General features: G+C 69.9%; 21 protein-coding genes and 1 pseudogene. 8 read left to right on the forward strand and 14 right to left on the reverse strand.

Going from position 1 to position 25,712, the window contains the following annotated elements:
- Positions 1-31: 31 nt before the first annotated feature.
- Genes gsiB through RAMLITH_RS06830 form a run of 4 tightly spaced genes read right to left on the reverse strand, consistent with a single transcriptional unit; the run spans position 32 to position 5,426 of the window.
- Complete coding sequence (gsiB, locus tag RAMLITH_RS06815; RefSeq protein WP_168106637.1) at positions 32-1,567, reverse strand: glutathione ABC transporter substrate-binding protein GsiB; 1,536 nt, start codon at positions 1,565-1,567, stop codon at positions 32-34.
- 28 nt (positions 1,568-1,595) lie between these two features.
- Positions 1,596-3,488: a dipeptide ABC transporter ATP-binding protein gene (locus tag RAMLITH_RS06820; protein WP_420376892.1), complete on the reverse strand. Its 1,893-nt coding sequence runs from the start codon at positions 3,486-3,488 to the stop codon at positions 1,596-1,598.
- Between the two features lie 13 nt (positions 3,489-3,501).
- Entirely contained in the window at positions 3,502-4,485 is a 984-nt protein-coding gene (locus RAMLITH_RS06825) for an isoaspartyl peptidase/L-asparaginase family protein (RefSeq protein WP_420376893.1), read from the reverse strand.
- Positions 4,482-5,426: a MurR/RpiR family transcriptional regulator gene (locus RAMLITH_RS06830; protein ID WP_168106638.1), complete on the reverse strand. Its 945-nt coding sequence runs from the start codon at positions 5,424-5,426 to the stop codon at positions 4,482-4,484. Before RAMLITH_RS06830 ends, RAMLITH_RS06825 begins: the two co-directional genes overlap by 4 nt.
- 242 nt (positions 5,427-5,668) lie before the next feature.
- Here RAMLITH_RS06830 and RAMLITH_RS06835 point away from each other — a divergent pair, with 242 nt between their 5' ends.
- Complete coding sequence (locus RAMLITH_RS06835) at positions 5,669-6,904, forward strand: serine hydrolase (protein ID WP_238344071.1); 1,236 nt, start codon at positions 5,669-5,671, stop codon at positions 6,902-6,904.
- Positions 6,905-6,940: 36 nt separating this feature from the next.
- On the opposite strand, the gene RAMLITH_RS06840 is transcribed toward RAMLITH_RS06835, so the two are convergent.
- The 7 genes from RAMLITH_RS06840 to RAMLITH_RS06870 form a co-directional block, all read right to left on the reverse strand.
- Entirely contained in the window at positions 6,941-7,690 is a 750-nt protein-coding gene (locus tag RAMLITH_RS06840; protein WP_168106639.1) for a hypothetical protein, read from the reverse strand.
- Positions 7,691-7,736: 46 nt separating this feature from the next.
- Positions 7,737-8,858 carry an NADH:flavin oxidoreductase/NADH oxidase gene (locus RAMLITH_RS06845; RefSeq protein ID WP_168106640.1) on the reverse strand — a complete coding sequence of 374 codons (1,122 nt, stop codon included), beginning with the start codon at positions 8,856-8,858 and terminating at the stop codon, positions 7,737-7,739.
- A 15-nt stretch (positions 8,859-8,873) separates the two neighbouring features.
- On the reverse strand, positions 8,874-10,226 hold the full coding sequence (locus tag RAMLITH_RS06850) for an amidase (protein ID WP_168106641.1): 1,353 nt from the start codon (positions 10,224-10,226) through the stop codon (positions 8,874-8,876).
- An 11-nt stretch (positions 10,227-10,237) separates the two neighbouring features.
- Complete coding sequence (locus RAMLITH_RS06855; protein WP_168106642.1) at positions 10,238-10,921, reverse strand: DUF2848 domain-containing protein; 684 nt, start codon at positions 10,919-10,921, stop codon at positions 10,238-10,240.
- A gap of 43 nt (positions 10,922-10,964) precedes the next feature.
- Complete coding sequence (locus RAMLITH_RS06860) at positions 10,965-12,248, reverse strand: TRAP transporter large permease (protein WP_168106643.1); 1,284 nt, start codon at positions 12,246-12,248, stop codon at positions 10,965-10,967.
- The gene (locus RAMLITH_RS06865; RefSeq protein ID WP_168106644.1) at positions 12,245-12,865 is read right to left on the reverse strand and encodes a TRAP transporter small permease subunit; all 621 of its coding nucleotides are present in this window, start codon (positions 12,863-12,865) and stop codon (positions 12,245-12,247) included. Before RAMLITH_RS06865 ends, RAMLITH_RS06860 begins: the two co-directional genes overlap by 4 nt.
- 82 nt (positions 12,866-12,947) lie before the next feature.
- Positions 12,948-14,000: a TRAP transporter substrate-binding protein gene (locus tag RAMLITH_RS06870; RefSeq protein ID WP_168106645.1), complete on the reverse strand. Its 1,053-nt coding sequence runs from the start codon at positions 13,998-14,000 to the stop codon at positions 12,948-12,950.
- Positions 14,001-14,207: 207 nt separating this feature from the next.
- Between RAMLITH_RS06870 and RAMLITH_RS06875 the strand changes: the two genes are divergently transcribed.
- Entirely contained in the window at positions 14,208-14,903 is a 696-nt protein-coding gene (locus tag RAMLITH_RS06875; protein WP_168106646.1) for a GntR family transcriptional regulator, read from the forward strand.
- Positions 14,904-14,964: 61 nt separating this feature from the next.
- Here RAMLITH_RS06875 and RAMLITH_RS06880 read toward each other — a convergent pair whose 3' ends face one another.
- From RAMLITH_RS06880 to RAMLITH_RS06890, 3 genes are all read right to left on the reverse strand, one after another.
- The gene (locus RAMLITH_RS06880) at positions 14,965-15,738 is read right to left on the reverse strand and encodes a helix-turn-helix domain-containing protein (RefSeq protein ID WP_168106647.1); all 774 of its coding nucleotides are present in this window, start codon (positions 15,736-15,738) and stop codon (positions 14,965-14,967) included.
- Between the two features lie 154 nt (positions 15,739-15,892).
- Positions 15,893-16,933: an FAD:protein FMN transferase gene (locus tag RAMLITH_RS06885; RefSeq protein ID WP_168106648.1), complete on the reverse strand. Its 1,041-nt coding sequence runs from the start codon at positions 16,931-16,933 to the stop codon at positions 15,893-15,895.
- Positions 16,934-16,950: 17 nt separating this feature from the next.
- The gene (locus RAMLITH_RS06890; protein ID WP_168107185.1) at positions 16,951-17,346 is read right to left on the reverse strand and encodes a c-type cytochrome; all 396 of its coding nucleotides are present in this window, start codon (positions 17,344-17,346) and stop codon (positions 16,951-16,953) included.
- Between the two features lie 206 nt (positions 17,347-17,552).
- On the opposite strand from RAMLITH_RS06890, the gene nosZ reads away from it, so the two are divergent.
- The 6 genes and pseudogenes from nosZ (at position 17,553) to RAMLITH_RS06925 (ending at position 25,687) form a co-directional block, all read left to right on the forward strand.
- Complete coding sequence (gene nosZ, locus RAMLITH_RS06895; protein WP_168106649.1) at positions 17,553-19,490, forward strand: TAT-dependent nitrous-oxide reductase; 1,938 nt, start codon at positions 17,553-17,555, stop codon at positions 19,488-19,490.
- A 51-nt stretch (positions 19,491-19,541) separates the two neighbouring features.
- Positions 19,542-22,148 (forward strand): annotated as a pseudogene (locus RAMLITH_RS06900) (4Fe-4S binding protein).
- Entirely contained in the window at positions 22,145-23,425 is a 1,281-nt protein-coding gene (locus RAMLITH_RS06910; protein WP_168106652.1) for a nitrous oxide reductase family maturation protein NosD, read from the forward strand. The pseudogene RAMLITH_RS06900 and the gene RAMLITH_RS06910 overlap by 4 nt, the downstream one beginning before the upstream one ends.
- The gene (locus RAMLITH_RS06915) at positions 23,409-24,338 is read left to right on the forward strand and encodes an ABC transporter ATP-binding protein (RefSeq protein WP_168106653.1); all 930 of its coding nucleotides are present in this window, start codon (positions 23,409-23,411) and stop codon (positions 24,336-24,338) included. Before RAMLITH_RS06910 ends, RAMLITH_RS06915 begins: the two co-directional genes overlap by 17 nt.
- 9 nt (positions 24,339-24,347) lie before the next feature.
- Positions 24,348-25,163, forward strand: coding sequence for an ABC transporter permease (locus tag RAMLITH_RS06920; protein ID WP_168106654.1), 816 nt, complete (start codon positions 24,348-24,350; stop codon positions 25,161-25,163).
- Positions 25,160-25,687 carry a nitrous oxide reductase accessory protein NosL gene (locus RAMLITH_RS06925; protein ID WP_168106655.1) on the forward strand — a complete coding sequence of 176 codons (528 nt, stop codon included), beginning with the start codon at positions 25,160-25,162 and terminating at the stop codon, positions 25,685-25,687. Before RAMLITH_RS06920 ends, RAMLITH_RS06925 begins: the two co-directional genes overlap by 4 nt.
- Positions 25,688-25,712 lie beyond the last annotated feature (25 nt).

Genomic DNA, 25,712 nt, shown 5'->3' on the forward strand with positions numbered 1-25,712 from the left:
CGGGCGGGTTCCCTGTCTTTGCCTGTCCTGATTACTTCAGGTCGACGTCGTCGAAGTTGAACGAAGCATCGGGCATCACGTGGAAGCCGGTCAGCTTCTTGCTGCTGGCCGACAGCAGCTGCTCGGTCACCAGGAAGGCCCACGGGGCGTCGTTCCAGATCTGCTTCTGCGCTTCGGTGTAGAGGCGCGTCTTCTCCTTCGGATCGGTCGTGTTCAGCGCCTTGGCGATGTTCTGGTCCACCACGTCGTTCTTGTAGTAGGCCGTGTTGAACATCTTGGGCGGATGCGACTCGGACGCCAGCAGCGGGCGCATGGCCCAGTCGGCCTCGCCGGTGGAGGACGACCAGCCGACGTAGTACAGCCGCACCGGCGCGGTGGCGGCGTCCTGCGCGCTTTCGACCTTCTCGACGCGCTGGCCGGCTTCCAGCGCCTGCACCGAGGCCTTGATGCCGACCTGCGCCAGCTGCTGCTGCAGGAACTGGATCACCTTCTGCGCCGTGGTGTGGTTGTAGGCCGACCACAGTTGCGTCTCGAAGCCATTCGGATAGCCGGCCTCCTTCAGCAGCGCCCTGGCCTTGGCCGGGTCATGCGGCCACGGGCCGAGCTTGACCGCGTATTCCACGCCCTTGGGCAGCACGCCTTCGGCCGGGATCGCATAGCCGGAGAAGGCCACCTTGGCCAGGGCCTGCTTGTTGATCGCGTAGTTGATCGCCTGGCGCACCTTCGGGTTGTCGAACGGCTTCTGCAGCGTGTTCATCGACATGTAGCGGTGCACGATCGACGGCGCGGCCACCAGCGCGATGTCCTGCTTGGTCTTCAGGATCTCGGCCTGCTCGTACGGCACCGGGAAGGTGAAGTGGGCCTCGCCGGTCTGCATCATCGCGCTGCGCGAGTTGTTGTCGACCACCGGGCGGAAGGTGATGGTGTCGACCTTCGGGAAGCCCTTCTTCCAGTAGCCGTCGAACTTCGCGACCTTCAGGTAGTCGCTCTGCTTCCACTCGACGAACTTGAACGGACCGGTGCCGACCGGGTTCTGGGCGATCGCCTTGCCGTGCTTCTCCAGCGCGGCGGGCGAGATGATCACGCCGGAGGGATGCGCCAGCGAGTTGATGAAGGGCGAGAACGACTCCTTCAGCGTGAACTTCACGGTGTACGGGTCCACCACCTCGGTCTTGGCGATGTTCTTGTACAGGTTGTAGCGCTTGAGCTTGTTGTCGGGGTTGGTCACGCGGTCGAAGGTGGCCTTCACCGCCTGCGCATTGAAATCGGTGCCGTCGTGGAACTTGATGTCCTTCTTCAGCTTCATCGTGTAGACGAGGCCGTCCTTGCTCACCGTGTGGCTCTCGGCCAGCACCGGCTTCATCTTCATGTCCTTGTCGAAACCGTACAGCCCCTGGTAGAAGGACTTGACGACGGCCTGCGACAGCGTGTCGTTGGCGTCGTACGGATCCATCGTGGTGAAGGTCGAGGCGACCGCCGCCACGACGTCCTTGGCCGCGAAGGCCGGCGCCGCGAACGTGGCCGACAGCGCGAGCGCTGCCGCCAGGGGTGCGAGGGAATGTTTCATGGGTTGCTCCTCTGTGAAAAAACTGCGTTCAGAAGGCGCCGCCCACCGGATGGCGGGCGACGAAATGGCCGGGCGCGACCTCCACCAGCGGCCGCACCACGGGCTCGTCGCCCACGGCGCGGATCGGGCTGGGAATCTCGCCTTCCAGCAGCTCGCGGCGCAGGTGCCGGCGGGCCGGATCGGCCACCGGCACGGCCGCCATCAGCCGCTTCGTATAGGCGTGCTGCGGGTTCTCGAAGATCGCGCGGCGCGGGCCGATCTCGACGATCTGCCCCAGGTACATGACGGCGACACGGTGGCTGATGCGCTCGACCACCGCCATGTCGTGCGAGATGAACAGGAAGGCGATGCCGAGTTCGCGCTGCAGGTCCAGCATCAGGTTGACGATCTGCGCCTGGATCGACACGTCCAGCGCCGACACCGACTCGTCGGCGATCACGACCTTGGGGTTGAGGGCCAGGGCGCGCGCGATGGCGATGCGCTGGCGCTGGCCGCCGGAGAACTCGTGCGGGTAGCGCTGCGCGTATTCGCGCGGCAGGCCGACCTTCTGCAGGAGCCAGTCGACGCGATCCTGCGCTTCCTTGCCCTTCGCGATCCTGTGCACCAGCAGCGGCTCCATGATGGTGAAGCCGACGGTCACGCGCGGATCGAGCGAGGAGAACGGGTCCTGGAAGATGAACTGGATGTTGCGGCGCAGGGCCTGCAGCTGCGTGTTCGGCAGGTCGCGGACGTTGCGGCCGCCGAACTCGATGGCGCCGCCCTGGCTGTCCACCAGCCGCAACAGCGAGCGACCGGTGGTCGACTTGCCGCAGCCGGATTCGCCGACCAGCGCCAGCGTCTCGCCGGGCAGCAGCTCGAAGCTCACCTTCTCCACCGCATGCACCCGGCGCTTGACCCGCCCCAGGATGCCGCTGGGCACGTCGAAGCGCGTCACGAGGTCGTGCACCCGCAGCACCGGCGCGCTGCCGGCTGGCACGGTGTCCTGCGGCGTGGTGTCGGGCGGGCCGCTGTCGGCGTCGGTGCGCAGCAGCTCGAACTTGCGCGGCAGGTCGGTGCCCTGCATCGATCCCAGCCGCGGCACCGCCGACAGCAGGGCGCGGGTGTAGCGCTCGCGAGGCTGGGCGAAGATGGTTTCGGAGGTACCCTCCTCCACCTTGTTGCCGCCGTACATCACCAGCACGCGGTCGGCCACTTCGGCCACCACGCCCATGTCGTGGGTGATGAACACCACCCCCATCTGCATCTCGTCCTGCAGCGCGCGGATCAATTGCAGGATCTGGGCCTGGATCGTCACGTCCAGCGCCGTGGTCGGCTCGTCGGCGATCAGCAGCGACGGACGGCACGACAGCGCCATGGCGATCATGACGCGCTGGCGCATCCCGCCCGACAACTGGTGCGGGAAGCGGTCCAGGACGTTGCGCGCCTCCGGGATGCGCACCAGCTCCAGCATGCGCAGGGCCTCGGCACGGGCCTCGCCGGCACTCTTGCCCTGGTGCACGCGGATCGATTCGGCGATCTGGTCGCCGGCCGTGAACACCGGGTTCAGCGACGTCATCGGCTCCTGGAAGATCATCGCGATGTCGGCGCCGCGGATGCCGCGCATGGTCGACGAGTCGGCCCGCGCCAGGTCCAGCACCTCGCCCTTGCGCCGGCGGAACGCCATGCGGCCGTTCACGATCCGTCCGCCGCCGTGCTCCACCAGCCGCATCAGCGCCAGCGAGGTCACCGACTTGCCGGAGCCCGACTCGCCGACGATCGCCAGCGTCTCGCCCCGGTCGACGTGGAACGACAGGTTGCGCACCGCGTCCACGGTGCGCTCGGACGTGGTGAAGCGCACCGACAGGTCGCTCACCTGCACCACGCGCTGCGCGGGCAGTTCCAGTGCCGCCGGCGCCGGCATGTCGATCAAGGTGCTGCTCATCGTGCTCGTACGCTCACCGGAAGATGGCCGTCTGCAGCGGTTCGCCCACGCGGGCCCAGCCGCGGTACATGCCTTCGGTGTTGAACGGCATGCTGAAGTTGCCGTGGCGGTCGACGGCGATCAGGCCGCCGCGCCCGCCGATCGGCGGCAGGGTCTCCATCACCACCGCCTGGGCCGCCGCCTCGAGCGACGCGCCGCCGTAGGCCATGCGCGCGCAGACGTCGTAGGCCGCCGCGGCGCGGATGAACATCTCGCCGGTGCCGGTGCAGGAGATGGCCGCGGTGCGGTTGTCGGCGTAGGTGCCGGCCCCGATCACCGGGCAGTCGCCGACGCGGCCCGGCTGCTTGTTGGTCATGCCGCCGGTGGACGTGGCGGCGGCGAGGTTGCCTTGCGCGTCCAGTGCCACGGCGCCCACGGTACCGAACTTGCGCGATTCGTCCAGCGGCGGCACGGCGGCCGGCTGGCGAAAAGTCAGCGACGCGCCGTCATGGTCGAGCATCGCCTTGTCAGCCGCCAGGGCGCGGCGCAACTGCTCGCGCCGTGCCTCGGTCGAGAAATAATCGGGCGTCACCAGTTCCAGGCCAAGCCGCTGCGCCAGCGCTTCGGCGCCTGCGCCGACCAGCAGCACGTGCTCGGTGTGTTCCATCACGGCGCGGGCCGCGCGCGCCGGGCGCTTGATGCGCGTGACGCAACCCACCGCGCCGGCCTTGAGCGTGGCGCCGTCCATCACGGCGGCGTCGAGTTCGTGCGTCTCGTCGTGCGTGAACACCGCGCCATGGCCGGCGTTGAACAACGGGCAGTCTTCCAGCAGGTCGACCGCCAGCGACACGGCGTCGAGCGCGCTGCCGCCCCTGGCGAGCAGCTCCTGCGCCGGGCCGAGCACGGCACGCAGCGCGGCGTGGTACGCCTCCTGCTGCTGCGCGGGGCTGCCGTCGCGGCTCATGGTGCCGGCGCCGCCGTGGACGACGACGAGGGGACGGGCGGGGGACGAACTCACTGCTGGACCTTGGATGATGTTGTGGGACGGCGCCGGCGCCGCGGGGCCGGTGCGGCGTCGGGGGCACGGGCGTCATCGCGGTGCAGCCAGGGCAGCACCGACTCGGCGAGCCGCGCCGCCGCCTTGACCGAGCCCTTGACGCGGTGCGCGACGGCGCTGGCCAGCGCCTCGATCAGGGCCAGCACGGTGGCCTCGGAGTTGGCGAAGTAGTGGCTGTCGGTCTGCGCGTACAGGGCCACGCTGCCGATCGGCGCCAGCGGCGAGGTGACGCGATCCGTGAGCACCAGCACCGGCACGCCCGCCTCGCGGGCGCGCTGCGCCAGCTGCACCGTGTCGGCCAGGTAGCGCGGAAAGGCGATCGCGATCACCAGGTCCGCCGGCCGCGCGCGGCTCAGCATCTTGGCGGCAAACGAGGCGCTCTCCACCGTCGCCAGCAATTGCACGTTGTCGCGGTACGGATCGAGGCTGCGCTGCAGCAGTCCGCCGAGCCAGCTGCTGCTGCCGAAGCCGATGATGTAGATGCGCTCGGCCTTCAGGATCGCCTCGACCGCCTGCTCGCAGCTGTGGCGGTCCAGCGACTGCCGGGTGAACTCGATGTTGCGCTGGATGTCGGCGAGCGCGCTGGCGAACACGTCGGCGACGCTGGCCGAGCGTTCCAGCTTGCTGCGCAGCTTCTCCACCGGCGCGAGCGTGGTCTCGAACCCCAGCACCAGCGCCGCGCGGAACTGCGCGTAGCCCTCGAACTCCAGCGCCCGCGCGAAGCGGTTGGCCGTGGCCACCGACACGCCCACCGTCGCGGCGAGCTCGTCGATCGGCATGGTCGCCGCCTGCAGCGGATGCGCGAGCACCCAGTCCGCCATCTGGCGGTGGGATCGCGTCAGGCTGGGCAGCACGCGCGCGATGCGCTGCGCCATCGAGGGATTGCCGGGGGGCGCCGCCATCAGCGTGGCGCTCCCGGGCGCGTGAGCGAGGTGAACATATATTTACAAGCCGGTCGATCATAACGAAATTTTTAGTCATTCCATCCGCGCGGCACGGCTTCTTGCGCCGCGTCACGGCCGCGGCCGGCCCCGTCGCGCTGTCGCCCCCCGCCTACAACAGCTTGCTCCTTTGCCGCAACCGCCGCCCGGCGGTGCGCCACTAGAGTTGCCGCTGGCCTCCGGTGGCCCGAGGGACGTCGTCGATGGGCAAAGCCACACGAACAGGAGCACGAACAATCCGCCTCAGCCTCGTCCTGGTCCTGGCGACGGCGCTGGCGGCCGCGTGGTGGTATCTGGAGCAGGAGCCCGCGCCCATCGCGACCCCGCCCGCCGCCCCTGGCGTGGCCACCGCGCCGGCCGGGCCGGCCGCCCCGCCGCCCGTGAGCGGGCCCGAAGCGCTGCCGGCCGAAGTGGCCGAGGCCGCGCCGACCACGGAATCCGACCCGCCGCAAGCGCGCAACGGCGTCTCGTGGGGGCGCATGGCCGGGCTGCACACCACCCGCGACGAGCTGCGGCTGCGCGCCAGCGCGGCCTACGTGGTCGAGCCCCGCACCGGCAAGGTCCTGGTGCGCAAGAACGACGAAACGGTGCTGCCGATCGCCTCGCTCACCAAGCTGATGACGGCCCTGGTCGTGCTCGATGCGAAGCTGCCGCTGCACGAGGAGATCACGATCACCGAACAAGACGTGGACACCGAGCGCAACAGCCGGTCGCGCCTGCGCGTCGGCACGACCTTGCCGCGCGCCGAGGCGCTGCGCCTGGCGCTGATGTCCAGCGAGAACCGTGCGGCGCATGCCCTGGGCCGCGCCTATCCCGGTGGCCTGGACGCCTTCGTCGCGGCGATGAACCGCAAGGCGCGGGTGCTCGGCATGGTCCGCACGACCTTCGTCGACCCCACCGGCTTGTCCAACCGCAACCAGTCGACGGCCCACGACGTCGCGCTGCTGGCCACCGCCGCGTCGCGCCAGCCGCTGGTGCGCGAGTACTCGACCACGCCGCAGCACCTGGTGCTGCTGGGCAAGCGCACGCTCCGGTTCAACAACTCCAACCGGCTGGTCAAGAGCCCGTACTGGGACATCAACCTGCAGAAGACCGGCTACATCGTGGAGGCCGGGCAATGCCTCGCCATGAACGCGACGGTGGCCGGCCGCGACCTGGTCCTGGTGCTGCTGGATTCGGCCGACAAGCGCAGCCGGCTGGAGGACGCCGAGCGCATCCGGCAGTTCGCGGGCGGCGAGGCCCCGCCGCCGGTGCGGAAGGTGGCGCGCCAGGGCAAGGACCAGCAGCAAGCGAAGGGAGCCGCAAAGGGGCAGCGCCAGGCGAAGGCCGGCGGCAAGCAGCGCGTCGCGCAGGGCCAGCGCAGCCGCGGCGACAACCGCGTGCAGCGGACGTTCCCGTCGAAACAGGCGGCGGGGCGGAAGAAGGACGGGGACGGCTGAGAAACCCACAGCCGGCCGCTGTCCGCTCCTCCTGCCTCAGCGCCGCCTGAAGCTCGCCGCCTGCACCAGCAACGCGCAGGCCAGCGCAACGAGGAACCCCGGCGCGAGGCCCAGGCGCGGCACGGCCAGCGCCACCAGCAGGCAGAACGTCGCGAAGGCATAGAAGCCCGGCACCATGCCGCTCAGCAGCCGGATGGTGCCGGCAACGCCCCACGTCAGGTGCGAGAACACGGCGAACACCAGCGCCATCACGGGGAACACGCTGAACAGGCCGCTCGCCGCCGGTCCGAGCCGGCTCGCGAACATCGTCACGGCCACCGTCAGCACGGCGCCCGCCACCATGCGGGCCGGCAGTTCCAGCGGCGATGGCTGGCCGCGCGGCGGCACGAACGCCTCGCGTCCGGGAAAGGCACGCGGCGCGGCCAGCAGCCCGGCGATCGTCACGGCCAGCGCCGCCCACAGCGGCATGGGGAACGCGACCAGCAACCATCCCACCGCGCCGAAGGCCAGCATGCCGGAGGCGACGCAGGCCCACCATGGCCAGCGCAGCGCGGCCCACGAATAGCCGGCGCTGAACGCGAGGTTGGCGAGGATCGCCAGCAGCGCGGCCTGCGCCGCCTGCGCGGCGAAGGCCGGCCCCTGCTCCACCCCGATCATCAGCAGCAGCGGCCCGGCCACGACGGGGAAGCCGGCCAGCCAGCCGGCCACCGCCGGCCCCCAGCGGCGGCCGGCCAGCGTGATCAGCGCGATCAGCGTGGGAACGAGCAGGAGCTTGAGCAGCAGCATGGCAGCGCCGTGGCGCGCAGCCGCCGGCGAGAGGACGGCAGGCAGATCAGCGCTGGCCGATCTTCACGTCGCCGAAGATCGGCGCGTGGCCGGCCGGCAGCGCCCGCAGCAACTGCTTCGGCACCGCCACCGTGCCGCCGAGTTCGGCGGCCGCCCGCCACGGCCAGCGCGGATCGTGCAGGAAGCCGCGCGCGAGCGCGACCACGTCGGCCTGGCCTTGCGCGACGATCTGTTCGGCCTGCGCCGGGTCGGTGATCAGGCCGACCGTCACCACGGGGATGTCCACTTCGCGCTTCACCTGCGCCGCCAGGTGTACCTGGTAGCCCGGGCCGAGCGGAATCTTCTGCTGGTACGACACGCCGCCGGACGAGATGTCCAGGAACGCGCAGCCGCGCGCCTGCAGCCGCTTGCCGATCTCGATCGTCTGGGCGACGTCCCAGCCGCCTTCGACCCAATCGGTGGCCGACAGGCGCACGCCGACGGCGATGCGGGGGCCGGCGGCCCGGGCCACCGCGTCGAACACCTGCAGCGGCAGCCGCAGGCGGTTGTCCAGCGAGCCGCCGTACGCGTCGTCGCGCGCGTTTGCCAGCGGCGACATGAACTGGTGCAGGAGGTAGCCGTGCGCCATGTGCAGCTCGATGGCGTCGAAACCCAGGTCACGCGCGCGGCCGGCCGCCTCCGCGAACGAATCGACCACGTCGGCGATGTCGCGCACCGTCATCGCGCGCGGCGGCGCCTCCTCGGGCCGCTGCGCCAGCGCCGAGGGCGCGAGGGGCTCCCAGCCGCCCTGCGCCGGCGGGATCAGCGCGCCCCCTTCCCACGGCGCCCGGCTGGAGGCCTTGCGGCCGGCGTGCGACAACTGCAGCGCCAGCGGAATGGAAGACACCGAACGCACCGCCTGCACGACGCGATGCAGCGCGGCCTCGTGACCGTCGCTGTACAGCCCCAGGCAGCCGGGCGTGATGCGCCCCTCGGGCCGCACCGCCGTCGCTTCCACGCACAGCAGGCCCGCGCCGGAGATGGCCAGGCCGCCCAGGTGGATCAGGTGCCAGTCCACCGGCAGTCCGTCGACGGCGGTGTACTGGCACATCGGCGAAACCATGATCCGGTTCGGCAGCGTGAGCGGCCCCAGGCGGACCGGCGTGAACAGGGCGGGGGTGGTGGGCATGGCGGTGTGGGTTGGTCAGCGTGGCTTCAGGACGGATTCCATCGCCAGTCCGAGCGAAAGGACCCGCCGGTCGCTCATGGCGGGTCCGGCGACCATCAATCCTACCGGCGCGGAGCCGGGGTCCTGACACGGCAGCGACAGCGCGGCGCCGTCCAGGAAGTTGACCAGCGTCGGATTGCGCAGGATCAGGCCGTTGACGCGGAAATACGCGTCGTCGGACTCCACCAGTTCCGCCACCGTCGGCGCCACGACCGGCACCGTCGGCAGCACCAGCGCGTCGAATCCCTCGATCGCGCGCCCGACTTCGGCCGTCCAGGCGGCGCGCGCCTGCTGGACGTCCAGGTAGTCGGCCGCGGAGATCTCCTTGCCGCGCAGGATGCGCGAAACCACCCGCGGGTCGTACCTGGCGGCCGCCCTGTCGATCAGGTCGCGGTGCCACCACCACGCTTCGGCGGCCGTGAGGCCGCCCTTGGCGTTGATCGTCGCCAGCCGCGCGAACGCCGGCAGTTCCAGCTCCTGCACGATCGCTCCGGACGCCGAAAGGCGTGCCAGCGCCGCGCGGAACGAGCGGGCCACATGGTCGTCCATGCCGTCGAGGGCCACCGTCAGCGGCACCGCCAGCCGCAGGCCGCGCAGCGGCGCGGGCGCCGGCGCCAGGTCCTGGCCGGAGAGGATCGCGTCGAGCTGCGCGCAGCAGGCGACGCTGGCCGCGATCGGGCCGATCGAATCGAGGCTCGCCGACAGCGGCAATGCCCCTTGCAGCGGGACGCGGCGCGCGGTGGGCTTGAAGCCGACGAGGCCGCACAAGGCCGCGGGTATGCGCACCGAGCCGCCGGTGTCGGAGCCGATGCCGGCCACGGCCATGCCGTCGGTGACGGACACCGCGGCGCCCGAGGACGAACCACCCGGAATGCGGCCGCCGGCGCGGTCCCAGGCATTGAGCGGCGTGCCGTAGTGCGGGTTGATGCCCAGCCCGGAGAAGGCGAACTCGGTCATGTTCGTCTTGCCCACGATCACGGCGCCCGCGGCGCGCAGGCGCTGGACCACGGGCGCGTCGGCGGTCGCGGCCGGCTCGCCCTCGCGCGCGACCGACCCCGCCAGCGTCGTCTCGCCGGCGACGTCGAACAGGTCCTTGATCGAAACCGGCAGGCCGTCGAGCGGCGACCGCGCGAGACCGGCGGCACGCAATTCGTCGGACGCCCGTGCCGCTACGCGCGCCTGTTCGTCGTACAGGCGGGTGAAGGCGCGCGCGCCCTCGCCGCCCGGCGCCTGGATGCGCTCGAACGCGCCCTCGATGAGGGCGGCGGAAGAAGTGCGGCCCGCGCGCAGGTCGGCGGCCAGCCCGGCGATGGTGGGCAAGGTGCTCATGGCGCGGCGCCTCAGGCGACTTCCGGCAGCACGTCCACCGTGTAGGCGTGGCGCAGGCTGCGGCCGCTGCGCGGATCGAACAGCTCCATCTCGAACGAGGTCGACGGCCGGATGCCGCCGATCGCGCCGACGGTGCCGCAGCTCATGGCGCAGCGCTCCGGCAGCGGGCGCCCGTTGGTGTAGCCGTTGATCAGCTCCACGGGCAGGCGCAGCGCGCTCAAGGCGCCTTCCTGGTAGACGACCTGCTGCCCGTCCTCGACGATGCGCGAGCGGATCACCAGCTCGTCCCAGTGGCCGGCGACGTCGGCGAAGCGCCAGGCCGTGGTGCCGACCGGCTTGGCGCACAGCTGCTTGGACAGCGCCACGCTGTGCGATTCGAGCTTGCGGTCGGTATGGTCGGAGGTCAGGCTGACGTACAGCTCGCCGCCGGCGGTGAACACGAAGGTCTCTACCTCGCCGGAGGAATGCGGGCCCACGGCCTGGATGCGCGGGCTCTGCGTGAGCTGGTTCTCGGCCACGCGGTAGTACAGCGGCACCGCGCTCGGACGCGGGACGCCGATCGCGGCCAGTTCCTCGATATGGTGGTCGATGGCGGCGCGGTCGCGGCCGGCCCAGCCGGCGATGACGAAGGTGTCGATGTCGACCTGCAGCTGGCTCGTGCGGCCGGCGGCCTCGACGGTGAAGGCGAGTTTCATGCGAAGTCCCTGAAGAAGATTCGGAGCGAAGGAATGGCGGCGCTCAGCCGAACACGCGCGGCAGCCACAGCGCCAGGTCGGGGAAGGCGGCGAGCAGCGCGATGATCGCGAACAGCGCGCCGACGAAGGGCAGCGCGCCGACGATCACCGCGTTCATCGAGCCGCTCTTGCGCAGGCTGTGCACGACGAACAGGTTCAGGCCGACCGGCGGCGTGATCAGCGCCGTCTCGACCAGCACGATGATGACGATCCCCAGCCAGATCGGGTCGTAGCCGAGCTGGGTCATGATCGGCGCCACCAGCGGGATGGTGACGATCATCATCGACAGCGTCTCCATGAAGCAGCCGAGGATGACGTAGAAGATCACCAGCACCAGCAGCATCCAGCCGGGCGACAGGCCCAGGCCCACGATCTTCTGGGTCATGGCGTCGGTCAGGCCGATGGCCGACATGATGAAGTTCAGGAAGCTCGCCGCGATGACGATCAGCATGATCATCGCCGTCGACTTCATGGTTCCCTCGACCGCGTCGCGCAGCATCGCGAACGTCAGCTTGCGAAAGAACGCGGCCAGGATGATGGCGCCCAGCACGCCCAGCGCGGCGGCTTCGGTCGGCGTCGCGAGGCCCGCGTAGATCGAGCCGACCACCATCAGGAAGATCCCGAGCGGCGGCAGCAGGTGCTGCAGGCCGGCGATGCGCTCGCCCCAGCTCGCCTTGATGCGATGGCCGCCCCATTCGGGCTTGACGGTGCAGGCCACGCCGACCACCACCATGAACAGCAGCGCCAGCAGGAAGCCCGGGATGATGCCCGCCAGGTACAGCTTGGGGACGGAGGAGTTGGTGAGCACGCCGTAGATCACGAGGTTGATCGACGGCGGGATCAGGATGCCCAGCGTGCCGCCGGCGGCGATGCTGCCGAGGAACAGCGACTCGTTGTAGCGGTAGCGCTTGATCTGCGGGATGGCGACGGTGCCGACGGTCGCGGCCGTCGCCACGCTGGAACCCGAGGTCGCGGCGAACAGCGTGGAAGCGCCGATGTTGGCGTGCATCAGCCCGCCCGGCAGCCAGGACAGCCACTGCGCCATCGCGCCGTACATGCGTTCGGCGAAGCCGGCGCGCAGCAGGATCTCGCCGAGCAGGATGAACAGCGGGATGGCGACCAGCAGGAACTCGTTGCCGGTGCTCCAGGCCAGCTCGCCCATCGCGCGGCTGAGCGGCAGCATCGAAAACAGGGGGTCGAGCGCCAGGCCCAGCACGCCGAGGGCGGCGCCCACGGGCAGGCTCAGGCCGATCAGGACCAGCAGCAGGATGATGGCGGTGGCGATCATCGCGCTTCCCCCCGCACCATGCGCTCGCCGGCGACCGCCTCTTCCTCGGCCTCCTCCTTGGCCGAGCGCACGCCGCACAGCTCCTTCATGGCGGCCGCGTCACCCGTCACCAGCGCGATGGATGCCGGGACCAGCAGCAGCGCGAGGACCACGCAGGTCCAGGCGAGTCCCAGCACCCACAGCCCTTGCGGCAGCCACAAGGGCGTCGCCAGCGGGGTATTGGCGGTCGCGCTGCGTTCCCACGACGTCTGCGCGACGCCCGACGCGTGCCAGGTCATCGCGCCGATGAACACCCCCAGCGCCACCAGCGACAGCCAGTCGAGCAGCGCCGCCAGCCGCGGCGGCAGGTGCTGGTACAGCACGTCGACGCGGACGTTGCCGCGCTGCAGCAGCACGTAGGCGAAGGCCCAGGTGGTGCTGATCGCGAAGACATAGCCGGACAGCTCGTCGGAGCCGCCGACGGTGAAGCCGAAGAACTTGCGGGCGACGACGTCGAAGGAGATGAGGAAGACGCAGGCGAGCGTCAGCGCGCCGCCGGACCAGACGGCGATCCGCGACAGCAGTTCGAGCCGGTCCAGCAGCTTGCCGAACGGCACGGGCCGGTTGATGGTGGACATGGGAAGACGAGTTGGAATGGAGCGGACCGGCGCCGGTCGCGCGAGGCGGGCGCCGGGCGCCGCCGCCCGGCGCCCAGGCGCCTTACTTCTTGGCAGTGAGGCCGACGATCTTGCCGATGTGCGCGTTGAAGTCGCTCACGCATTGTGCCGAGCAGCGGGCGGCCCACTTCGGCAGCACCGTCTCCTGCATCACCTTCTTGAGCAGGGCGCGGTCGGCATCGGTCGACTTGACCAGGACCATCTTGCCCTTGACCGGCTGCTTGCACGCGGCCGCGCCGGTGTTGCAGTCGTAGCCTTCCTGCGTCTGCGACGCGGCGCCGTCCCACATGTTGTTGATCATCGACCTGATGTTCGACTGCAGGAACGCCTGCACCTTCGGGTCGAGCTTGTCCCAGGCCTTCTGATTGACGGCGTGGATCTGCGGGTTCCAGTTGATCGGCAGCTCCAGCAGGTGCGTGGAGACCTCGTACCACTTGGCGTGGTAGCCCGAGAGCGAGCCGGTGATGGCGCAGTCGACCACCTTGTTCTGCATCGCCGGCACCACTTCGCCGAACGCCATCGTGACGCTGGAGCCGCCCATCGCGTCGACGAACTCGGCCTGCGTGCGGCTGCTGGTGCGGACCTTCTTGCCCTTGATGTCGGCCAGGCCCTTCATCGGCGCGTTGCAGAACAGCACCTGCGCCGGATACGGCGACAGGCCCAGCAGCTTGATGCCGGAGCCGGCGCCGTAGAACTTGGCGTACACCGGCGTGAACGCGTCGACCACCGCGCGCGCGGTCTTGGCGTCGGGCACCAGGCCGGCCAGGTCCACCGCCTCGTTGATCGGGTTGTCGCTGGCGAAGTACGACAGCGTCGCGGTACCGAACTCGATCACGCCCTGGGACATCAGGCGCAGCACTTCGGGCCCCTTCAGGCCCATCTCGTTGAAGCCCTTGATCTCGGCGGTGACCTGCCCGTTCGACAGCTTGGGCACCACCTGGGTCCAGAACGGCTTCTCGAAGTCGTTGTACGCGGTGAGGTTGCTCAGGCCGCCGACCACCTTCAGGTGCGTCTTGGGCAGCGTGGCCTGGGCGTTGGCCAGCGTGGCGGCCGCGGCGGCGACGATGGCGGTGGCGAGGAGGATGCGTTTTTTCATGACGAGTGGTTCCTGGGACACGAGACCGGGACCGCGCGCGGCGCCGCGACGGGGCGGCGCGCAGCGCGCGGGACTGGCTCCCGGGCCATGCGGAACCGGGTGCCGGGCTTCCTTGTGCCGTGAAATTTCACAACACGGCCAAGATCATATCAAGGTCATGCCAGGAGGCAAATCAGGTACTATCCCGATACCCGCACCTTACGCCCCATGGACCGCCCACGCCCGAAACTCCGCCGCCCGCGCGCGCCCGCCGCCGGCCGCGCACGGCAGGCGGCGCCCTCGCAGAACGAGCAGGCCTACCAGTTGCTGAAGGACGCGCTCACCACCCTGGCCTACAAGCCGGGGGAGTACCTGAACACGGCCAGCCTGATGGACGAACTGGCGCTGGGCCGCACGCCGATCAACCACGCGCTGCACCGGCTCGCCAACGAAGGGCTGGTGCAGATCATTCCGCGCAAGGGCGTGATGGTGTCGCCGCTGTCGATCAACGACGCGATGGAACTGATCCAGGTGCGCCTGGCCAACGAAGTGCTGTGCGCCCGGCTCGCCGCCGGCCGGATCACCGGCGCGGAAGTCGAGCGGATCGCCGCCGTGGCACGGGAGTTCGATGCGGCGGTGGCCCGCCGGCACCTCACCGAGGTGATGAACCTCGACCGCGACTTCCACGAGCAGGTCGCCGCGGCTGCCCACAACCGCATGCTCGCCGAGATCCTCAAGGTGCTGCACGCCCGCTCGCAGCGCTTCTGGGCAATCTCGCTGGCCGACGAACGCCACCTCGCCGAAGTGCAGGCGGAGCACACGGCGATCATCGACGCGCTGGGTCGCAACGACGCCGAAGCGGCCGTCGCCGCCGTGCAGGAACACGTGCTGTCGTTCCAGCGCGCGCTGCTGCAGACCCGCTGACAAGAAGAACTCCCTCCCCCACTGGGGGAGGGTGGGGGTGGGGGCACCCCGCCCAGACGCCTCAGCGCAGCCGCAATCCGTACGCGCTCTTCAGGCCCTCGAGGTCCGTGATGCGCAGGTGGCGCCCGCTCACTTCGAGGAAGCCGCGCTTCTGGAACGAGGAGAACGTGCGGCTGATCGTCTCGAGCTTGACGCCGAGGAAGCTCGCGATGTCGCCACGGCTCATGCGCAGATGGAACTCGCGGGGCGAGTAGCCGCGCGATGCATGGCGCTCCGACAGGTTCAACAGGAACGCCGCCAGCCGGTCGCCGGCATCGGTGAGCCCCAGCACCACCATGATGCTGTGGTCGCGCTCCATCTCCTGGCCCATGAGGTGGCGCACCAGGTCCTTGGCGCCGGGCGTGGCGACCGTCGCCGCCACCAGCCGCTCGTAGGGAATGAGGCAGACCTCGCCGTCTTCCAGCGCGGTGGCCGTGAGGCGGTGCGTGCCGTGCGCCAGGCCTTCCAGCCCCATCACCTCGCCGGCCATGTGGAAGCCCGTCACCTGCTCGCGCCCGTCCGATCGCAGCATCGCGGTCTTGCAGGTCCCGCTGCGCACCGCGTAAATGAAGCGGAACGGATCGCCCTCGGCGAAGATCGACTGGCCGGCCGCGACCCGCCGCGTGGTGAGCAACAGGGAGTCGAGCGGCTGCAGGTCGTCCTCGCTCAGACCGCCGGGCAGGCACAGCGTGCTGACCCGGCACGTGGCGCAGCGGCGGGTGGCCGGCGTCGCGCAGCGGGAGGTCTCTTCGTGGAGCAGGTGCACCGTCCTGTCCAGGGTGACGGCAGTGGTCATGGGAAATCTCGATGGCCACCGGCCACGGTTGCAGGCGGCACGGACGGCGTTGGGGGGATGAACTCGACTCTACGGGCGTGCCGCGCCGGCGACAAGCGAGACACCAGCTCGCGTGCGGTCTCTCGCGCGCCCGGGGCGGCGGCGGTGTCGCGCTTCATGCCGGCAGCAGCCGCTCGCGCAGCCCGGGCATGATCCACAGCCCGCCGTCGCTGCCGGCAACCAGCGCCTGCACGCCGGGCGTAGCGCGAATCAGCTCGCGGCCCCCGGCGGTGCCCAGCACCATCGCGGCCGCGCCGAGTCCGTTCACCGACGCGAGGTCGCTGCCGACCAGGGTCACGCCGCGCGGACCGCGCGCCGGGTAGCCGGTCTTCGGATCGAGCAGGTGGTGATAGCGCCGCCCGTCGCGCAGGAAGAAGCGTTCGTAGTCGCCCGACGAGGCGACGAACCCGTCGCGCACGTCGAGCGCGCCCAGCAGCCGGGCGGGCCGGCGCGGGTCGCGGATGCCGACGCGCCAGGGCCGCTGCGCCGCGCCGCTCGCCGCGACCACGTCGCCGCCGCCGTTGACCAGCGCCTGTTCGATGCCATGGTCCTTCAGGACCTGCAGGCCGGCCGCGAGGATCGGCAGCTTGGCGATGCCGCCGGGATCGATGCGCATCCCGCGCCGCTGCAGGTACGCGGTGCCGGCGTCCTGGTCCAGCACCAGCTGGCGCCAGTCGACGTCGCGCAGGTGCGCTGCAATGTAGCCGGGCTCGGGCATGCGCGGATCGCGCGCATCGAAGTGCCAGCGCCCCACCGAGCCGATGGTCACGTCGAACGCGCCGCCGCTGCGCTGCGACATGCGTCGCGCCATCAGCAACACGTCCATCAGCTCGGGTTCGATCGTCACCGGCTGCACGCCGGCCGCGAGGTTGATCGCGGCGATGCGGCTGGCCGGCTCGTAGTGGCTCATCATGGCCACCAGCGCCCCCATTCGCCCGTAGGCGGCGGCGATCGCCGCGTCGAGCTGCCGCGGGTCGTCGCCCCGCACGGCCACGTCGACGCGCGTGCCCATCATCGGCCGCGACGCGCGCCGGCGCACCGGCTTGCCGCGCACGCGGGCCGCCGCAGGCCACGCCGCGAGGGCGGCGCCCAGGCCGGCGGCCAGCGCCAGCCGGCGCCGCGAGCCGTCGACGGGCGCGCGCGTGCGATCGTTCACGGGAGCAGCAGCCAAGGTCAGCGCGACTGGTCGACCATGTAATTGACGGCCGACTTCACTTCGTCGTCGGAGAGCGACGAGGCGCCGCCGCGCGGGGGCATCTGGCCCTTGGCGCCAGTGAAGCCTTCGATCGCATGCTTGTACAGCACGTCGTTGCCCTGGGCGATGCGCGGGCCCCAGTCGGCCTTGTCGCCCGGCTTCGGCGCACCCGCGACACCGGCGGCGTGGCACAGCGCGCAGGTCTTGTTGTAGACCGACTTGCCGGCGCTGTTGTCGGCGGTCGCGGGCGCGGCGGCCGGCGCCGGTGCGGCGGCAGGCGCGGCGGGAGCGGCCGGTGCGGCGGGTTCCTGCTTGCCGCAGGCCGCGAGCAGGGCGGCGGCACCGATGGCGATGGTGAGTGCGAGGTGTTTCATCATGACGTGATGTAAATGGCGGTGGCGAATTCTAGGCGTGCGCGGCGCGGGAAAAATCGCGCCGGTCGCGTTCACGCTTGACTTAACGCAAGTCATCTTCAAGAAGGTGCACGGATGATCCACCTTTCAAAAAACAGGGGGTCGTCGCGTCGCCCGCGACCGGTCCCTTCCATGCGTTTGTTCGTCGACCACCACAAGGAAGTGACATGAGAGAAGGGGCCATCAAGCCTGAGGATTCGCAACCCGAGATGCCGCGTCGCCGGTTTCTCAACTCGGCGGCGATCGCCGGCCTGGCCGGTGTCGGCCTCGCCGCGTGCTCGGACAAGCCGGCCAGCGCGCCGGCCGCCAAGGCATCGGCGCCAGCCTCGCACGGGAATCCCGGCGAAGACGGCGGTTCGGTGCACCTGAAGCCGGGCGAGCTCGATACCTATTACGGCCTCTGGAGCGGCGGCCACACCGGCGACATGCGCGTGCTGGGCCTGCCCTCGGGCCGCGAGATCACCCGCATCCCCTGCTTCGTGCCGGACGCGCTGGTGGGCTGGGGCATCACCAACGAGTCCAGGCAGGTCATGGGGACCAATCCCGACGGCAGCCTGAAGTACACCGTGGCGGACACGCACCACACCCACGCCTCGTACAAGGACGGCAACTACGACGGCCGCTACGCCTGGATCAACGACAAGATCAACAGCCGCCTGGCGCGCATCCGCCTGGACTACTTCGTCTGCGACAAGATCACCGAGCTGCCCAACGTGCAGGGCTTCCACGGCATCTTCCCCGACAAGCGCGACCCGGTCGATCCCGCGATCAACTACACCACCCGCGTGTTCTGCGGCGCCGAGTTCCAGATTCCGCTGGTGCCCGGCAACGCCGAACTGGAGAAGGCGGACAAGTACCGCTCGCTCTTCACCTGCGTCGACGCGGAGTCGATGGAAGTGCGCTGGCAGGTGCTGATCGACGGCAACTGCGACCTCACCGCCACGTCCTACGACGGCAAGCTGGCCGCCACCAACCAGTACAACGTCGAGAACGGCGTCAAGTACGAGGACATGATGTCGGCCGAGCGCGACGCCTGCCTGTTCTTCAACGTGGCGCGGATCGAGGCCGCCGTGAAGGCCGGCAAGTTCAAGACGATCGGCAGCTCCAAGGTGCCGGTGGTGGACGGCACGCGCGAGGCCAACAAGGACCCGGCCACCGCGTTGACCGCCTACGTCAGCGTTCCCAAGAACCCGCACGGCGTCAACGCCAGTCCGGACGGCAAGTACTTCATCTGCGCCGGCAAGCTGTCGCCGACCTGCACCGTGATCGAGCTGGCCAAGGTGCTCGCCTGGTTCGACGGCAAGCTCGAGAAGATCGACCAGGCGATCGTCGCCGAGGTGGAGGTGGGCCTGGGCCCGCTGCACACCGCCTTCGACGGCCGCGGCAACGCCTACACCACGCTGTTCCTGGACAGCGCGCTGGTCAAGTGGAACGTCGAGGCCGCGATCAAGTTCCACGCCGGCGACAAGAACGCCAGGTACGTGGTCGACCGCCTCGACCTGCAGTACCAGCCTGGCCACGTCAACGCATCGCAGTCCGAGACCGTGGCGGCCGACGGCAAGTGGCTGGCGGTGGGCTGCAAGTTCTCCAAGGACCGCTTCCTGCCGGCCGGGCCGCTGCATCCGGAGAACGAGCAGCTGATCGACATCTCCGGCGAGAAGATGGTGCTGGTCGCCGACCACCCGGTGCGCGGCGAGCCGCACGACTTCATCATCTTCAAGCGCGAGCTGCTCAAGCCCAAGCAGGTCTACAGCCTCGACGAGTTCCCGAACGCCGTGAAGGACCCGAAGGAAAGCGGCGTCGTTCGCAACGGCCGCAAGGTCACGGTGAAGATGACCTCGCTGGCGCCGGCCTTCAGCCTGCGCGAGTTCAAGGTGAAGAAGGGCGACGAGGTCACGCTGATCCTCACCAACCTGGACAAGGTGCAGGACCTGACGCACGGCTTCGCGATCCCGAAGTACAACGTCAACTTCATCGTCAATCCGCAGGAGACCAAGTCGGTCACCTTCATCGCCGACAAACCCGGCGTGTTCTGGGCCTACTGCACCCACTTCTGCCATGCGCTGCACCTCGAGATGCGCAGCCGCATGATCGTCGAAGCCTGACGCTGCCAGCCTCCCCCGCGCGCCGCGGCGCGCGGGGGCCCAGCCCCCCCGATGAATTTCCTGTCGTTCCTCCTGCGCGTGTGCGTGGCGGCCGCCGCATTGTCCGGCCTGCACGCCGCCTGGGCCACCGCTTACGAAGCCGAGCTGCCAGCCGAGATCCATGGCGCGAAGCGGCTGTGCGACTACGCGCCCTGCGCCGAGGTGTTCCCCGGCGCGACGTCGTTTTCCGAGCGCAAGGGCCAGCCGCCGTACGTCGAAGCCTTTGCCGACGTCCAGGGCCAGCGCAAGCTGCTCGGGTACGTGATGCTCTCGACCGACATCACCGACACGCCCGCCTATTCCGGCAAGCCCGTGGTCACGCTGATCGGCATGGACCTGAAGGGCCGGTTCGTGGGCGTCAAGGTCCTCAAGCACTCCGAGCCGATCCTGCTGCTGGGCATCCCCGAGACCGCCCTCACGAAATTCAACGACCAGTACCTTGGCAAGTTCGTCGGCGACAAGCTCGAGGTCGGCCCGTCGCGCCCCGACGAGGGCGTCGTCGGCATCGACGCGATCTCCGGCGCCACCGTCACGGTGATCGCGCAGAACCAGGTCATGACCATGTCCGGCGCTGCCGTCGCGCGCCAGACCGGCATCCTCGCGCCCACGGTGCGCGCGCAGGCGAAGTTCGCCGAAACGAAACGCACGCTCGACTGGGCCTCCCTGGCCGACGAAGGCGCGGTGCAGCGCCTGGCGGTACAGCCGGCGCAGGTCGGCCTCGAAGGGCGCGGCGCGCCCTTCATCGAGCTGTGGTTCGGCTACCTGAACCATCCCGACATCGGCCGCGCGCTGCTCGGCGCGGCCGGCTGGTCAAGCCTGATGTCGCGGCTCAAGCCGGGTGAGCACGCCATCTTCATCATCCGCACCGAAGGCACCGAATCGTTCAAGGGCTCCGGCTTCGTGCGCGGCGGCATCTACGACCGGGTGCAGCTGCGCCAGGGCATGGACAGCTTTACCTTCCGCGACCTCGACTACCTCAACCTCTACGGACTGGAAGCCGCCGGCGCGCCGCGCTTCACCGAGTCGGCGATCTTCATCGTCCGCTCGCCCTCGTTTTCCGCGGCCTATCCCTGGAAACTGAGCTTCCTGGGCAACCGCGTCGACCGCGCCACCGGCGCCCGCAGCTTTGCCAGTTTCGACGCGCCGTACTGGCTGCCGGACTGGGCGCTGCAAGGCGGCCGGCCCGAGATCGACGAACCCGACGCGGCCTGGGTCAAGGTCTGGAAGTCGCGCGCCGTCGAGATCGCGCTGTTCGCCGGACTGCTGGTCGCCGTCGCCGTGGTGTACGCGCTGCGCGACCAGCTCACGCGCCGCGCGACGCGCAGGAACAAGTGGCCGGTCAACGCCTTCAAGTACAGCGCCTGGGTGATCAGCATCGCCTTCGTCGGCTTCCACCTGATGGCGCAGCCCTCGATCACGCAGGTGCTGACCTGGTTCCACGCCCTGCTGTTCCAGTGGACCTGGGAGCTGTTCCTGAGCGATCCCTTCGTCTTCCTGTTCTGGATCTTCATCATCCTCACCGTGTTCGTGTGGGGCCGGGGCCTGTTCTGCGGCTGGCTGTGCCCGTTCGGCTCGCTGTCCGAGCTGCTGTACAAGGTCGGCGGCGCGATCGGCCTGCGCCGCTTCCAGCGCGCGCTGCCGCGGGCCTGGCACGACCGGCTCAAGTGGGTGAAGTACGGCGTGTTCCTCGGCCTGCTGGGCGTCTCGATGTTCTCGATGGGCCGGGCCGAGATGCTGGCGGAGGTCGAGCCGTTCAAGACCACCTTCCTGGTCGGCTGGTTCGAACGCTCGTGGCCGTACACCTTGTTCGTCGCGACCATCCTGGGTGTGTCGATCTTCGTCGAGCGGCCCTACTGCAAGTACCTCTGTCCGCTCGGCGCGTCGCTGGCGATGCCGTCGACCTTCCGCTGGTTCGGGCTGCGCCGCAAGCAGGAATGCAGCACCTGCAAGGCCTGCGCCACCGGTTGCGGGGCGCAGGCCATCGACGCCGACGGCCGCATCGACCACCGCGAGTGCCTGCACTGCCTGGACTGCATGGTGCTGTACACCGACAGCCACGCCTGCCCGCCGCTGGCCAGGGAGCGCAAGCACCGGGAGCGCGACGGCCTGCCGCTGACGCGCATAGGCCGCGACGGCTATTTCATTCCCATCCACCCGGTCAAGCCCGACTGAAGTAGCACCATGGTCGACCCCCGAATGCCCACCGATCCGGCGCAGCCGTCGTATGCCGCCGGCCAGCCCGGCGTCTGCGGCTGGCTGTGCGCCGAGCTCTGGGACCACGTCTGGCCCTGGCGCCGCGGCGCGCCGATCCCGCACCGCGCCTGGCGCGTGCTCAGCATCGCGCTGGCCATCGCCGTGACGACCGCCTGGGTGCTGGCCGGCATGGGCGAGCTGCGCGCCGCGGCGATCATCGCCTGGTGGTTCGCCTGGAGCGTCTACGAGGTGCTGATCCGGCTGAACGCCAAGCGCTACGTCAAGGACGGACCGTGGTGGGGCCGCCGCTACCGCGTCGCGACGATCATGGACATGGTCTGCTACGTCCTGTTCAAGAACCTCCTGATCGGCGCGACGCTGTTCCTCGCGCTGAAGTCGCTGGGCCTGCTGGTGGTGACCGCATGAACCTCCTGGCGCGCCGCCTCGCCCGCCTGCTGCCGCGGCTGGCGGCGCTCGCGTGCGCGGCGCCGCTGGCGCTGGCCGCGGCCACATGGACGGTGCAGCCGGGGCAGGCGATCCAGCCGGCGATCGACCGCGCGGCGGCCGGCGACGTGGTGGAGGTGCAGCGCGGCCAGTATCCCGGCAACCTGGTCATCGCCAAGCCGCTCACCTTGCGCGGCATCGGCCGCCCGACGATCAGCGGCGGGCTGCAGGGGGACACGATCCGCGTCACGGCGCCGGACGTCACCATCGAAGGGCTGATCGTGCGCGACTCCGGCGACAGCCTGCTGCAGCAGAACGCGGGCATCTATCTCTCGCCCGGCTCGCACCGCGCCGTGGTGCGCCGCACCGACCTGGTCTACAACCTGTTCGGGCTGTGGATCGAGAAGGCCGACGACGTGCGCATCGAGCACAACCTGATCGTCGGCAAGCGGGACTACGGCTCTTCCCAGCGCGGCAACGGGGTGCAGCTGTACAACACCAAGGGCGCCCGCATCGTCGGCAACCGCATCAGCTTCGTGCGCGACGCCTTGTACGTGGACGTGTCGCACGACGCGGTGTTCCGCGGCAACCGCCTGCACCACAGCCGCTACGGCACGCACTACATGAACTCCTACCGCAACCTGTGGGAGGACAACGACAGCTACTCCAACCGCGGCGGGCTGGCGCTGATGGAAGTGCGCGACCAGGTGATCCGCAACAACCGGGCCTGGGGCAACACCGACCACGGCATCATGCTGCGGACGCTGCAGGACTCGGTGATCGAGAACAACGTGGTCGCCGGCAACGCGCGCGGCTTCTTCATCTACGACGTCGAATACGCGAAGCTCACCGGCAACCTGGTGGTGGGCAACCAGGTCGGCGTGCACCTGTCGGCCGGCTCGACCCGCAACCAGGTCGAGCGCAACGACTTCATCGCCAATCGCGAACAGGTGCGCTACGTCGGCGCGCGCGACGAGGCCTGGGGCGGCACGGTGGGCAACCACTGGGGCAATTACCTCGGCTGGGATCGCGACGGCGACGGCCGCGGCGACGTTCCCTACGAAGCCAACGACATCGTCGACCGCCTGACCTGGCGGCACCCGATGGTCAGGCTGCTGCTCGCGAGCCCCGCCGTGCAGGCGCTGCGCCTGGTGAGCCAGCAGTTCCCGGTGCTGCGCGCCCCGAGCGTCGTCGACACGAAGCCGCGCATGACGCCGACTCACCCGAACTGGAAGGACTGGAATGCAAGGCAGCACTGACACGGCGGCACCGGCGGTCAGCCTGCGCGGCGTGAGCAAGCGCTATGGCGCGGTGCGCGCCGTCGACGGCGTCGACCTGGAGATCCCGCGCGGCGAGGTGTTCGGCCTGATAGGCCACAACGGCGCCGGCAAGAGCACGCTGTTCAAGATGATGCTGGGGCTGGTCACGCCGAGCGCGGGCGACATCCGCATCCAGGGATCGGCCGTCGGGGGCCGCGACTTCCGCAGCGCGCGCCGCGGCATCGGTTACCTGCCCGAGAACGTGGTGCTGTACGACAACCTCAGCGGCCTGGAGACGCTGCGTTTCATGGCCCGCCTGAAAGGTGCGCATCGCAACGACTGCGAAGCGGCGCTGGAGCGGGTCGGCCTCACGGAGTCCGCAAGCCGGGCCGTGCGCGAATACAGCAAGGGCATGCGACAGCGCCTCGGCTTCGCGCAGGCCCTGCTCGGGCGGCCGCAAGTGCTGTTCCTCGACGAGCCCACCACCGGCCTGGACCCGGAGGCGATCCGCGCCTTCTACGCCACGCTGCGCGGCCTGCAGTCCGAGGGTGTGACCATGGTCATCACCTCGCACATCCTCGCCGAGTTGCAGGAGCGCGTCGACCGCCTCGCCATCATGGCCGCGGGCAAGGTGCAGGCACTGGGCAGCGTGCAGCAACTGCGCGAGCGCATGGCGCTGCCGCTGCTGCTGGAAGTGCGCGCCAGCGAATCGGGCGCGGCCGCCGTGCGCGACGCGCTGGCCTCACTGCCGGTAAGCGAGGCGCAATGGCAAGGCACGCACCTGCAGGCCCGCTGCGCGCGCGAGGCCAAGATGCCGGTGCTGGCCGCGCTGCTGGCGCTGGGCGCCGCGGTGCTCGATCTCAAGGTCCACGAGCCATCGCTCGAGGACGTGTTCTTCGGCTGCGCCGATTGAGGACAAGCCATGGAACTGCAACCGATCCTCACCATCGCCTTCAAGGAACTGCGCGACCGCCTGCGCAACCGCTGGGTGCTCGCCGTCGCTTTGGTCTTCACCGTCTTCGCGCTCGTCATCGCCTATTTCGGCGGCGCGCAGCAAGGCGCCGTGGGCCTGCGCTCGATCGAGGCCACCATCGCCAGCCTGGTCAGCCTGGTGATCTACCTGATCCCCCTGATCGCGCTGCTGCTGGGTTTCGACGCCGTGGTCGGCGAGCGCGAGCGCGGCTCGCTGGACCTGCTGCTGGCGCTGCCGGTCACCCGGCTCGAAGTGCTCATGGGCAAGTACCTCGGGCTGGCGGCGGCGCTCACCTTGTCGACGCTCGCCGGCTTCGGGCTGGTCGCGCTGCTGCTGGCGGGGCAGATCGGCATGGCGGGGCTGGAGCCTTTTCTCGGCTTCATGTTCAGCTCGGTGCTGCTGGGCCTGGCTTTCCTGAGCCTGGCGGTGATGCTTTCCGTCCTGGCGCGCGACCGCACGCGCGCTTCCGGCCTGGCCATCGCGCTGTGGTTTTTCTTCGTGCTGGTGTTCGACCTGCTGCTGCTGGGCCTGCTGGTGGCCGGCGGCGGCGAGGCGGCCGGCCACTGGTTTCCTTACCTGCTGCTGTTCAACCCGGCGGACGTGTTCCGCATCCTCAACATCTTTTCCCTGGACGACATGCGCAGCCTGTACGGCCTGACCAGCATCGTCCCCGGCGCCCTGGCCAAGCCCTGGCTGATGGCGCTGGTGATGCTGGCCTGGATCGCCGCGCCGCTGGGGATCGCCACCTGGAGATTCCGCCCATGACACCGACCCGCCGCCACCTGCTGCTCGCCGCCTGCGCCGCGCCCCTGGCCGGCCTGCTGGGTTGCACCGAGGCCGGATCGGCCACCGTGCTGGCCCCGGTCGAGATCGACCCGGCCACCACCTGCGACCTCGACGGGATGCTGCTGGCCGACTATCCCGGGCCCAAGGCGCAGATCCATTACGTCGGCTCGGCGCCGCCGGTGTTCTGCTGCGACACCAGGGAAATGTTCGCGACGCTGCTGGCGCCCGAGCAGGTCAAGCCGGTGCGCGCCGTGTTCGTGCAGGACATGGCCAAGGCCGACTGGGAGCAGCCGCGCGGCCACTGGTTCGATGCCAGGGCCGGGTTCTACGTGGGCGGCAGCAAGCGCCGCGGCTCGATGGGCCCGACCTATGCCAGTTTCGCCGTGGAGGCCGACGCGCGAACCTTCGCCGCGCAGTACGGCGGGAAGGTGCTGCGCTTCGCGGAAGTGCGCGTGGACATGGCCGACCTGACCGGCGGCACGACGCAGGACGCGAAGATGTAGCGGCTGCGGCGGCGCCCCGCGCCGG

The organism is Ramlibacter lithotrophicus (assembly GCF_012184415.1).
GTDB classification, from domain to species: Bacteria; Pseudomonadota; Gammaproteobacteria; order Burkholderiales; family Burkholderiaceae_C; genus Ramlibacter; species Ramlibacter lithotrophicus.